The organism is Streptomyces sp. NBC_00503, from assembly GCF_036346895.1.
In the GTDB taxonomy this organism is placed as follows: Bacteria; Actinomycetota; Actinomycetes; order Streptomycetales; family Streptomycetaceae; genus Streptomyces.
In genome coordinates, this window is record NZ_CP107855.1 from 4752308 (window position 1) to 4763389 (window position 11082).

11 protein-coding genes are annotated in these 11082 nt (G+C 72.4%); 8 read left to right on the top strand and 3 right to left on the bottom strand.

Translation table 11 applies throughout. The annotated features are described in order from the left end of the window. Window positions 1–141: 141 nt before the first annotated feature. The 3 genes from OG490_RS22115 to OG490_RS22125 all read right to left on the bottom strand — a co-directional run bounded on the left by OG490_RS22115 (window position 142) and on the right by OG490_RS22125 (window position 3991). Complete coding sequence (locus tag OG490_RS22115) at window positions 142–801, bottom strand: response regulator transcription factor (RefSeq protein WP_330301009.1); 660 nt, start codon at window positions 799–801, stop codon at window positions 142–144. 299 nt (window positions 802–1100) lie between these two features. Further along, entirely contained in the window at window positions 1101–2402 is a 1302-nt protein-coding gene (locus OG490_RS22120; protein WP_330298035.1) for a sensor histidine kinase, read from the bottom strand. A gap of 410 nt (window positions 2403–2812) precedes the next feature. Then, a complete protein-coding gene (locus OG490_RS22125) occupies window positions 2813–3991 on the bottom strand; it encodes a sensor histidine kinase (protein WP_330298036.1) in 1179 nt (392 codons plus the stop codon). Window positions 3992–4148: 157 nt separating this feature from the next. Between OG490_RS22125 and OG490_RS22130 the strand changes: the two genes are divergently transcribed. The 8 genes from OG490_RS22130 to OG490_RS22165 are packed head-to-tail and all read left to right on the top strand — an operon-like array spanning window position 4149 to window position 11048. Next, the gene (locus OG490_RS22130; protein WP_330298037.1) at window positions 4149–4556 is read left to right on the top strand and encodes an NADH-quinone oxidoreductase subunit A; all 408 of its coding nucleotides are present in this window, start codon (window positions 4149–4151) and stop codon (window positions 4554–4556) included. Next, window positions 4547–5164, top strand: a complete 618-nt coding sequence (locus OG490_RS22135; protein WP_330298038.1) for an NADH-quinone oxidoreductase subunit B — start codon at window positions 4547–4549, stop codon at window positions 5162–5164. Before OG490_RS22130 ends, OG490_RS22135 begins: the two co-directional genes overlap by 10 nt. Then, entirely contained in the window at window positions 5161–6333 is a 1173-nt protein-coding gene (locus OG490_RS22140) for an NADH-quinone oxidoreductase subunit C (RefSeq protein ID WP_330298039.1), read from the top strand. The genes OG490_RS22135 and OG490_RS22140 overlap by 4 nt, the downstream gene beginning before the upstream one ends. Continuing rightward, a complete protein-coding gene (locus OG490_RS22145) occupies window positions 6330–7298 on the top strand; it encodes a complex I subunit 1/NuoH family protein (protein ID WP_330298040.1) in 969 nt (322 codons plus the stop codon). Before OG490_RS22140 ends, OG490_RS22145 begins: the two co-directional genes overlap by 4 nt. Next, window positions 7299–8051 carry a NuoI/complex I 23 kDa subunit family protein gene (locus OG490_RS22150; protein ID WP_330298041.1) on the top strand — a complete coding sequence of 251 codons (753 nt, stop codon included), beginning with the start codon at window positions 7299–7301 and terminating at the stop codon, window positions 8049–8051. After that, the gene (locus OG490_RS22155) at window positions 8051–8674 is read left to right on the top strand and encodes an NADH-quinone oxidoreductase subunit J family protein (protein ID WP_330298042.1); all 624 of its coding nucleotides are present in this window, start codon (window positions 8051–8053) and stop codon (window positions 8672–8674) included. The genes OG490_RS22150 and OG490_RS22155 overlap by 1 nt, the downstream gene beginning before the upstream one ends. Continuing rightward, window positions 8674–9027 carry an NADH-quinone oxidoreductase subunit NuoK gene (nuoK, locus tag OG490_RS22160; protein WP_330298043.1) on the top strand — a complete coding sequence of 118 codons (354 nt, stop codon included), beginning with the start codon at window positions 8674–8676 and terminating at the stop codon, window positions 9025–9027. The genes OG490_RS22155 and nuoK overlap by 1 nt, the downstream gene beginning before the upstream one ends. Next, a complete protein-coding gene (locus tag OG490_RS22165) occupies window positions 9024–11048 on the top strand; it encodes an NADH-quinone oxidoreductase subunit 5 family protein (RefSeq protein WP_330298044.1) in 2025 nt (674 codons plus the stop codon). The genes nuoK and OG490_RS22165 overlap by 4 nt, the downstream gene beginning before the upstream one ends. Window positions 11049–11082: the final 34 nt, after the last annotated feature.

Genomic DNA, 11082 nt, shown 5'->3' on the forward strand with positions numbered 1-11082 from the left:
ACTGGACCTCCTTCGAGGCGTGAGCACTGCCCAAGGTCAACCCTACGTCCGTAGGGATTCCTTCCCAGGGGTGCTCATTATCTGGACCGCCCTCTCGGCGGTCGGTCCGAATCCGGCCTTAACTGACAGAGTGTCAGTTGATCAAGACCTTAGGTAGGTGAGGACGGCCAGCACACGCCGGTGATCCCCGTCACTCGGCGACAGGCCGAGCTTCATGAAGATGTTGCTGACGTGCTTCTCCACCGCGCCGTCGCTCACCACGAGCTGCTTGGCCACCGCGGAATTCGTCCGCCCCTCGGCCATCAGCCCCAGCACCTCGCGCTCCCGCGGGGTCAGCCCCGCCAGCACGTCCTGCTTGCGACTGCGGCCGAGCAGCTGCGCCACGACCTCCGGGTCCAGGGCGGTACCGCCCCGCGCCACGCGCACCACGGCGTCCAGGAATTCCCGTACGTCCGCCACCCGGTCCTTGAGCAGATACCCCACCCCGGTGCTGGAACCGGCCAGCAGTTCGGTGGCGTACTGCTCCTCCACGTACTGCGACAGCACGAGCACCCCTATGCCGGGGTGGTCGCGCCGCAGCCGCACCGCGGCCCGTACGCCCTCGTCGGTGTGGGTCGGCGGCATCCGCACGTCCGCCACCACCACGTCCGGCAGCGCATCCTCGGCCGCCAGGTCCGCCACCGTCTTGATCAGGGCTTCCGCGTCCCCGACGCCCGCGACGACGTCATGCCCCCGGTCGGTCAGCAACCGGGTCAGGCCCTCACGCAGCAGCACTGAATCCTCGGCGATGACCACACGCACCCTGTTTTCCACGACTTCGAAGCTCCCGCGTCCACTCGTGTCCTTTGCCCCTGACACAGCCAAGCATCCCAGTCTCGTACCGGGATGGAGGCTGACTGCGATCAACGCGTGGGCGTGGGAACCGTGTTTTCGGGGGTGGAAGGGAGCACTCCGCGCAGCGGGCCCGAAAGTCAGGCCTTTGTCCCCCGCCGGAGGGGGCCGAACGGAGGGTACGGGGGCCGCCGGTCCGGCCGTGTTGCAGGACCTGCGGGAGGCCCGGCGGTCAGGTGGCCGGGGCGGCGGACCCCGCGAGGCGCGACTCAGGCGCGCCAGGGCAGCTCGGCCGTCACGGTGGTGCCCGTTCCCTCGACGGAATCCACGACCAGCACCCCGTCCACCGCGTCGAGCCGCTCGGCCAGCCCCGCCAGTCCCGACCCGGCCAGGGCAGAGGCCCCGCCGCGGCCGTCGTCGCAGACCTGGATCAGCAGCCGCTCGCCCGACTTCCACACGTCCACACCGGCCGTACGGGCCTGCGCGTGCTTGCTGATGTTCTGCAGCAGCTCCGAGACCGTGAAGTACGCGATCCCCTCGATCGCCGCCGCCGGACGCGAGGGCAGCTCCACGGCCACCCGTACCGGCACGGCGCACCGCGAGGCCACCGAGGACAGCGCCGCGTCCAGCCCCCGGTCCGTCAGCACCGCCGGGTGGATCCCGCGGGCCAGGTCCCGCAGCTCCTGCAGGGCGATCTTCACCTCGCCGTGGGCCTCGTCCACCATCCGGGCGGCGGCCCGCGGGTCCTCGGTCAGCTTCTCCTTGGCCAGCCCCAGGTCCATGGCCAGCGCTACCAGCCGGGCCTGCGCCCCGTCGTGCAGGTCCCGCTCGATGCGCCGCAGATCGGCGGCGGCGGTGTCCACGACCACCCCCCGGTCGGACTCCAGCTCACTGACGCGGTGCGCCAGCCGGGACGGGCCGAGCAGCCCGGCGACGAGCACGCGGTCGACGGTGGTCAGGGCGCGGACCACCCAGGGGGTGGCGAGCGTGAACCCGAGCCCGGTCACGCAGGTCAGCGCGATCATCAGGGGCCCGGCCAGGGTGAAGGTGTACTCCCCGTCCTGGACGAGCACCAGCCCCGGCTGGTCGGTGAACGCCGGGAAGACCCAGAACCAGAGGGGGTACAGCAGCAGGGCCCACCCGTAGGCCCAGAACACAAGGGCGACGCAGAAGCCGAACACCGCCCACGGGAAGTGGATCAGCGAGTACAGCACGTGCCGCCAGGCGCTCCCGCTCTTGAGCAGCGCCCCCATGCCGGCCAGCGCCCCGCTCTTCTCCGCCCGGATCGGCGCGGGCTCGGCGATGTCCTGGCGCAGCATCCCGCGCACCCGGGCCCGCTCGATCCGCCCGAACCCGCGGCACATGGCGAGCACACCGGCCAGGACCGGAACCCCGAGGAAGGTGACGAGCAGCCCGGCGCCGAGGCTGACGCCGGTGATCGCGAGCGAGAAGTACAGGGTGCTGAGCGGCAGCCCGACCAACAGGTACCCGAACTCCCGCCACATCCGCCCCTCGACGGGCGCCCGCAACACCTTGCCGATACCGCTGCCGCCCCGTGCGCTGCTGCCCATGATCCCGACCCGCCCTTCCATTCCACGTTGTCCCCCAACCCTCCCGCGCCCCCGACCCCCGAACCATCCGGCAGGTGGGCCTCCCGGGAGGGGGGTTAACCCCCCTCTCCGAACTGCCCTACGGGGCCAGCGCGCGGCCACGGCGCGGCACCACTTCAAGCCCCGCCGGCGTTTGAGGCGCGGCCACGGCGCCGCAGCCGAAAACGGCCCCGCGCCACAGCGGGCCCGCGGCCACGGCCGCAGCCGCTAGTGCCGCGTCAGGCAACGTTCGCCCCGTCGCAACGCCCGGCACGCACTCTCGCCGCACCGGCCGAAAGCCAAGTACGTCCAGTACGAGCGCTTCCGGCCGGCGCACCGAGAGCACGCACCGGACGCCGCTCCTCAACGGGCAAACGTTGCCTGACGCGGCACTAGACCCCCCGCCCCCTCCACGGCAGCTCGGCGGTCACCGTGGTGCCCGTTCCCTCGGGGGACTCCACCACCAGCACCCCGTCCACCGCCCCCAGCCGCTCCGCCAGCCCCGCCAGTCCCGACCCGGCCAGGGCAGACGCTCCGCCGCGCCCGTCGTCCGACACCCGGATCAGCAGCCGCCGGTCCGAACGCCACACCTCCACCGACGCCACCCGCGCCTGCGGACCCGCGTGCTTGCTGACGTTCTGCAGCAGCTCCGACACCACGAAGTACGCGATCCCCTCGATCGCCTCCGCCGGCCGCGTCGGCAGGTCCACCGACACCTTCACGGGAACCAGGCACCGCGAGGCCACCGAGGACAGCGCCGCGTCCAGACCCCGGTCGGTGAGCACCGCCGGGTGGATGCCCCGCGCCAGGTCACGGAGCTCCTGGAGGGCCAGCTTCACCTCGCCGTGCGCCTCGTCGACCATCGCCGCCGCCCCCTCGGGGTCCTCCAGCAGCTTCTCCTTGGCCAGGCCCAGCCCCATCGCCAGCGCCACCAGCCGCGCCTGCGCCCCGTCGTGGAGGTCCCGCTCGATGCGCCGCAGGTCGGCGGCCGCGGTGTCCACCACGACGCCGCGGTCGGACTCCAGCTCCGCGATCCGCCGCTCCAGTTCGTCGGACGGGGACAGCAGGCCCCGGACCATCGCCCGGTCCACGTTCGCGAGCCCCCGGGCCACCCACGGCAGCACCGGCCACAGTACGAACAGCCCGGTCAGCGCCACGGTGAAGGTGAGCACCGCCCACGGCAGCCGCACCAGTTCGAACAGGACGGTCCGCCACGCCACCGCGTCCTTCAGGCTGGCCCACAGCCAGGGGAAGAACCCGCCGGCGCGCCCCGGTCCGGGCATCGGGGTCGGCTCGTCCACCCGTACGCCCAGGAGCGCGCGGGCCCGTACCCGCTCCACCCGTCCCAGCTGGCGAGACACGAACAGACCACATGCGAACAGCGGAAGCCCGATCGCCGTCACCGACAGACCGCCCGCCACGGACACCATGGCAACCGTGTAAACAAACCCGATGAGGGCCATGGGGAAATTGGTCAGCAAGTAGGCGATTTCCTTCCACGTCACGGCATCGAAGGCCGCGCGCACGGAAGGGGGACGGGGGTCGTCGGAGGTGTGATCGGTGGCGGTCATGCGCCACAGACTGCCAAGTGGGAGCGGCCGATGCCATGGGGCAGCCGGGCCGAGGTAAACGGGGGATAACCCCACCCTGTGGGGCCCAGGCCCTAGACTCCCGTCCGTACCAGATCAACCTGATGGTCGACAGTGGCCGAGGAACGAGGAAGCGGACGTGCCCGAACCAACGGTATCGACCGTATCCGTGCTCGCCGCGGACTACTTCCGGACGTATTCGGTCGTCGGCCTCCTGGCCGCGCTCGGCGTGCTGTTCGTGGCGGTGGCCTTCGGCGCCAACCGCCTGCTGAGCCCCGTCGTCCCGACCCGCGAGAAGCTGCTGACGTACGAATGCGGTGTGGACCCGGTGGGCGAGGGCTGGGCGCACACCCAGGTCCGCTACTACGTCTACGCGTTCCTCTACGTCATCTTCGCCGTCGACTCGATCTTCCTCTTCCCGTGGGCGACGGTCTTCGCCGCCGCCGGTTACGGCGCCACGACGCTGGTGGAGATGTTCATCTTCCTCGGCTTCCTGGCCGTCGGCCTGCTCTACGCGTACAAGAAGGGCGTCCTCGAATGGCTGTGACACCGGCTGGTACCCCGGCCGTGCCGTCGGAGCCGCAGCTGCTCCCGGAACCGAAGCGCCTGGGAGTCCTCTCCCGCCTGGCGCCCGAGCCCATGAAGGTGGTCCTCAACTGGGGCCGCCGCTACAGCCTGTGGGTCTTCAACTTCGGCCTCGCCTGCTGCGCGATCGAGTTCATCGCCGCGTCGATGGCCCGTCACGACTTCATCCGGCTCGGCGTCATCCCCTTCGCGCCCGGCCCGCGCCAGGCGGACCTGATGATCGTCTCGGGCACGGTGACGGACAAGATGGCCCCGGCCGTCAAGCGGCTCTACGAGCAGATGCCCGAGCCCAAGTACGTCATCTCCTTCGGCGCCTGCTCCAACTGCGGCGGCCCGTACTGGGACTCGTACTCGGTGACCAAGGGCGTCGACCAGATCATCCCCGTCGACGTCTACGTCCCCGGCTGCCCGCCCCGCCCCGAGGCCCTCCTCCAGGGCATCCTCAAGCTCCAGGAGAAGATCGCCCGCGAATCGCTGGCGGAGCGCTACGCGACCACGGCCGCGCCGACGCCCGCGCAGCTCACCAGCGGCCTGGTCACCCCTCCGCCCACCCCGGGGGCGGGCGCGTGAACCTCTACGACTCCCTCCCGGACGCGGCCGCAACGATCTTCGGCGCCGAAGCCGTCGCCACGTACGCGCACTCCCTCCTCACGGTCGACGTCCCCACCGCGAGCTGGATCCCCGCGCTGGAGATCGCCCGCGACAAGCTGGGCTGCACCTACTTCGACTGGCTGAGCGCCGTCGACGAGCCCGGCACCGGCTTCCGTGTCTGCGCCCACGTCGTCTCCCTCGAAAACCACCGCGTACGCCGCCTCCTGCTGCGGACCACCGTCCCCCACTCGGCGCCCTCCCTGCCCTCGGCCGTCCCGATCTACGCGGGCACCGAATGGCACGAGCGCGAGACCTTCGAGATGTTCGGCATCGTCTTCACCGACCACCCGAACCTGGTCCCGCTGCTGCTCCCCGAGAACTTCGAAGGCCACCCGCTGCGCAAGGACTTCGTCCTCGCGGCGCGCGTGGCCAAGGCCTGGCCCGGCGCCAAGGAGCCGGGCGAGGCCCATGACCCCGATGCTCCGAAGCGCCGCCAGATGCTCCCGCCGGGCGTACCGGACCCCAACGACTGGGGCCCGATGAAGGGCCAGCTCCCGCCGGCCCCGGCCCGCCCCGCCCGCACCCCGCGCGCCGGAGCCGCGGCCGGAGCCGCGGCCGAGCGCCCGGCGCGCACTCCCCGCGAGGGCGCTCCGGTGCGCCGCACCCGCTCGGTCGGCGAAGGCTCGGCCAGCCAGGCGGCCCCCGCCACCCCGACGGACCCGACCACCGCTCCGACCACCGCCCCGGCCGACGCGGCGACCACCGGCCCGGCCGACGCCGCACGCCCGGTGCGGCGCAGCCGCTCGGCCTCCGAGGGCTCGGCGAGCCAGGCGGCCGACACCACGCCGGCGCCGCCCGCGCGGCCCGCGGCCCCGAGCACGGACGCACCCTGGCACGACCCGAAGCCCGCCTTCGACGAGCCCCCGGCCGCTCCGGCTGAACCGGCCGCTCCGGCTGAACCGGCCGCTCCGGCTGAACCGGCCGCTCCGGCTGAACCGGCCGTTGCGGCCGAGCCCGCGGCTCCGGCCGAGCCCGCCGCTCCGGCTGAACCGGCGCCCCCGGCCGAACCCGCTGCCCCCGTCGACCCCGTCGACCCCGCCGGGACCGACGGCGACCCGACCACAGACCCCACCGGAGGCACCGCGTGAACGACGTCCTCGACGTCGGCCTTCGGCTGCTCATCGTCTTCGCCGTGTTCCTCGTGCTCCCGCTCGTCGTCGGGCAGACCGAGCACAAGGTGATGGCCCACATGCAGGGCCGCCTCGGCCCCATGTACGCCGGTGGGTTCCACGGCTGGGCCCAGCTCGTCGCCGACGGGGTGAAGTTCGTACAGAAGGAAGACATCGTCCCGGCCAACGCCGACCGCCGCGTCTTCCAGCTCGCCCCCGCCGTCGCCCTCCTCCCGTACCTCCTCGTCCTCCTCGTCATCCCGATCGGCCCCGGCGAGGGCGCCGTCGGCCAGGTCATCGACGCCGGGCTCTTCTTCGCGCTGGCCGTCATGGGCGTCGGAGTGCTCGGCTCGCTCATGGCCGGCTGGGCCTCCGCGAACAAGTTCTCCCTCCTCGGAGGCCTCCGTACCGCCGCGCAGCTGCTCGCCTACGAGCTCCCCATGCTGCTCGCCGCCGCCTCGGTCGCCATGGCCGCCGGTACGGTCTCGCTGCCCGGCATCGTCGAGGCCTTCGAGTGGTGGTGGCTGCCCTGGCAGGTCGTCGGCGGCCTCGTCTTCTTCACCGCCGGCCTCGCCGAACTCCAGCGGCCCCCCTTCGACATGCCCGTCGCCGACTCCGAGATCATCTTCGGCGCGTACACCGAGTACACCGGCCTGCGCTTCGCGCTGTTCCTGCTCGCCGAGTACGCCGGCATCGTGGTCCTCGCCGCCCTGACCACCGTCCTCTTCCTCGGCGGCTGGCACGGCCCCTTCGGCGGCGACGGCTCCGGCTGGGTCTGGACCCTGCTCAAGATCGCGGCGCTCTCCTTCGTGGTGATCTGGCTCCGCGTGAGCTACCCCCGGCTCCGCGAGGACCAGTTGCAGAAGCTCGCCTGGACCGTACTCATCCCGCTCGCGCTCGCCCAGATCGCGCTCACCGGCATCGTGAAGGTGGCGATCCAGTAAATGCCCCCCATCCCCGGATCAGGCCTCGCCAAGGGCCTGGCCGTCACGCTGCGCACGATGACGAAGCGTTCGCACACCGCCCAGTACCCCGAGGTGCAGCCCGAACTCCCGCCGCGCTCGCGCGGGGTCATCGGCCTGTTCGAGGAGAACTGCACGGTCTGCATGCTCTGCGCGCGCGAATGCCCCGACTGGTGCATCTACATCGACTCCCACAAGGAGACGGTCCCGGCCGCCGCCCCCGGCGGGCGTGAGCGCAGCCGCAACGTCCTCGACCGCTTCGCCATCGACTTCTCCCTCTGCATGTACTGCGGCATCTGCATCGAGGTGTGCCCCTTCGACGCGCTGTTCTGGTCGCCGGAGTTCGAGTACGCCGAGACGGACATCCACGAGCTCACCCACGAGCGCGACAAGCTGCGCGAGTGGATGTGGACCGTGCCGGCCCCGCCCGCCCTGGACCCGGCGGCCGAGGAGCCCAAGGAGATCGCCGCGGCCCGCAAGGCCGTGGAGAAGGCCGAGGTCGCCGCGGCCGCAGCCACCGCCCCGGCCCCGCCCGCCACGGGCACCTACCCCGCCGCCCCGCCCGCGCCTGCGGCCCCGTCCGCGCAGGCTCCGGCCGCGCCCGCCGCCCCGTCCGAGCCGGCGGCACCGGCCGCGCCCGCACCCGCCGAGCCGTCCGCGCCCGCGGCACCGGGCGAACTCGGCACCGACGCCGGGACCGGCACTCCCGAGACCCCGGCGGGAGGCGCCGCCTGATGATCACCGCCCACCTCTCCGCCGCCGCCCAAGGCACTGGCACCGGCTTCCTCTCCCCGACCGGCGTCGAGATCGTCTTCGTCCTCGTCGGTCTCGCCACCCTCGGCGCGGCCCTCGTCACGGTCACCACCAAGCAGCTCGTGCACGCCGCCCTGTGGCTGGTCGTCGCGCTCGGCGGGGTCGCCGTCGAGTACCTGCTGCTGACCGCGGAGTTCATCGCCTGGGTCCAGGTACTGATCTACCTCGGTTCCGTGGTCGTCCTCCTCCTCTTCGGGCTGATGCTCACCAAGGCGCCCATCGGCCGCTCCCCGGACGCCGACTCCGGCAACCGCCCGGTCGCGATCGGCGTCGCCGCCACCGCGGCCGTCGCACTCGTCTGGGTGGTCGTCGACGCCTTCCGCACCACCTGGATCGACCTCGACGGCCCCGCCCAGGGCTCCACCAAGGTCACCGGCGAGATCCTCTTCCGGCACTGGGTGCTGCCCTTCGAGGCGCTCTCGGTCCTCCTCCTCGCAGCCCTGATCGGCGCCATCGTGCTCTCCCGCAAGACCGACGCGGCCGACGCCGCCACCGAAGAGCCGGGCGCCACCGGCACGACGGACAAGACGAAGGGGCAGCGCTGATGCACCTCGCCTACCCCGCCGTACTGGCGGCCCTCCTCTTCGCCACGGGCCTGTACGGAGTGCTCGCCCGCCGCAACGCCATCCTGGTCCTGATGTCCGTCGAGCTGATGCTCAACGCCGTCAACCTCAACCTGGTGGCCTTCGACGTCTGGCTGCGCGACACCCTGCACGCGGGCCAGGCCCTCACCCTCTTCACCATCGCCATCGCCGCCGCCGAGATCGGCATCGGCCTCGCGATCGTGCTGACGGTGTACCGCAACCGGGGCACCGCGGACGTCGACAAGCTGCGCGACACCGCCGAGGGCCACGAGCCGGACAGCACCGACAGCCGTGCGACGGGAGCCGCCGCGTGAACACGCCGACCCTTGCCGTACTCGTCCCCCTGCTGCCCTTCCTGGGCGCGCTCGCGGGACTGCTGCTCGGCCGCACCGCCCCCGGGTTCGTCAGGCCGCTCGCCGTCCTGCCGACGCTGGGCGCCGCCGTCCTGGCCGTGCTCGTGGCCTTCCGCCACGGCGGCGGCAAGGCGATCGACACGGCGACCGAGCTGACCCCGACCGGCTCGGTGCCGATCGAGCTCTCGCTCCACCTCGACGGCTTCGCGGTGCTGGTGGCCGTCCTGGTCGGGGTCGTCGCCACCTGCGTACAGATCTACTCGATGGCGTACCTGCGCGAGGACCCGCGCTATCCGTCCTACGCCGCTCTGGTCTCACTGTTCACCTCCGCCATGCTGCTCGTCGTCTACTCCGGCGACCTGATGGTGCTGCTGGTCGGCTGGGAGATCATGGGCATCTGCTCGTACTTCCTGGTCGGGCACTACTGGGAGACCGAGGCGGCCCGCTCCGCCTCCCTGAAGGCCTTCCTCGTCACCAAGCTCGGCGACGTCCCCTTCCTCATCGGCCTGTTCGCGCTCGCCGCCGACGCCGGTTCCTTCCGGATCACGAAGATCCTGGGTACCGTCGCCGCGGGCGGGCTCGACCACCCGACGCTGATCGCGCTGCTCCTGCTGGCCGGAGTCGCGGGCAAGTCCGCGCAGTTCCCGCTGCACACCTGGCTCCCCGACGCCATGGCGGGCCCCACCCCGGTCTCCGCGCTGATCCACGCCGCGACGATGGTCGCGGCCGGCATCTACTTCATCGCCCGTCTCCTCCCCGTCTTCGCGGCCTCCCGGGCCGCGCTGGTGGTCATGGCCGTCATGGCGGCCGTGACGATGGTCGGCTCGGCCCTCGCCGCCCTGGCGCAGGACGACATCAAGCGGGTGCTCGCCTACTCCACGATCGGCCAGCTCGGCTACATGACCGGGGCCCTGGCCGTCGGCGACCGCGCGGCCGCCGTCTTCCACCTCCTGTCCCACGGCGCCTTCAAGGCGCTCCTGTTCCTCGGGGCCGGCGTGATCATCCACGCCGCCGGTACGAACTCCCTCGCCGCCATGTCCCGGATGGACGGTCTGGCCAAGCGCATCCCGGACGCCTTCTGGACGATGACGATCGCGCTGCTCGCACTCGCCGCCATCCCGCCCTTCGCCGGCTTCTTCTCCAAGGAAGCCGTCCTCGTCGCCGCCGAGCACACCGCCGGCGGCCACTCGGAGCTCGCACCGAGCGCGGCCGGCTGGGTGGTCCTCGTCGCCGGCGTGCTGACCGCCCTGCTCACCGCCGCCTACGCCACCCGGCTGTGGCTGATGGCCTTCCGCGGCCGGGGCGCGGCCGCCCCCGACCACGGCAGGGAGCCCGTCGCCATGACCGGTGTGCTGTGGCTGCTGGCGATCCCGTCCGTCGGCTTCGGCCTGCTGGCCGGCCCGCTGGCCGACTTCTTCGAAGGCCGTGAGCTCACCCCGTCGCTGACGACCTCGGTCCTGGGCACGGGAGCCGCGGCCATCGGCGCCATGCTCACCTACGCCCTCTGGCAGCGCGCCACGGTCCGAGCCGCTGCCGTCGCGGCCTCCACCGCACCCGGCAACGGCCTCGCGGCAGCCGCCGCCGTGGCCGCCACGGTCGCCGAATCGGAGGCCGAGACCCCCGAGGTCGCCGAGGTCACCCACGACCACCCCGCCGTCCCGGCCGGCCCCGCCGCCGACCCCGGAAAGGCGCTCCTCGGCCCCCTGCACCGCCACGCGGCCAACGGCTTCCACCTCGACGCCGTCTACGACCGGCTGTTCGTGCGCCCCGTCCGAGCCGCCGCAAGCCTCGTACGCTTCCTCGACCGCGAGGTGGTGGACAGTTACGTCCGCGGCGCGGGCATCGGCCCCCGGCTGCTCGGCGGCCTCGTACGCCGGGCCCAGACCGGCAACGTGCAGAGCTACCTGAGCGCCCTGCTCGCCGGTGCCGTGGTCCTGGCGATCGCCACCGCCGTCCTCGCCAACGTCAACGCCGGATCGTGAGCCGTGAGTCAGCCGTGATTGATATCAGCCCGTC

Excerpts from the sequence above, each read along its gene's own strand:
- OG490_RS22155 (WP_330298042.1), top strand. The coding sequence starts at position 8,051 with ATGATCACCGCCCACCTCTCCGCCGCCGCCCAAGGCACTGGCACCGGC.
- OG490_RS22150 (WP_330298041.1), top strand. The coding sequence starts at position 7,299 with ATGCCCCCCATCCCCGGATCAGGCCTCGCCAAGGGCCTGGCCGTCACG.
- nuoK (WP_330298043.1), top strand. The coding sequence starts at position 8,674 with ATGCACCTCGCCTACCCCGCCGTACTGGCGGCCCTCCTCTTCGCCACG.
- OG490_RS22125 (WP_330298036.1), bottom strand. The coding sequence starts at position 3,991 with ATGACCGCCACCGATCACACCTCCGACGACCCCCGTCCCCCTTCCGTG.
- OG490_RS22135 (WP_330298038.1), top strand. The coding sequence starts at position 4,547 with ATGGCTGTGACACCGGCTGGTACCCCGGCCGTGCCGTCGGAGCCGCAG.
- OG490_RS22120 (WP_330298035.1), bottom strand. The coding sequence starts at position 2,402 with ATGGGCAGCAGCGCACGGGGCGGCAGCGGTATCGGCAAGGTGTTGCGG.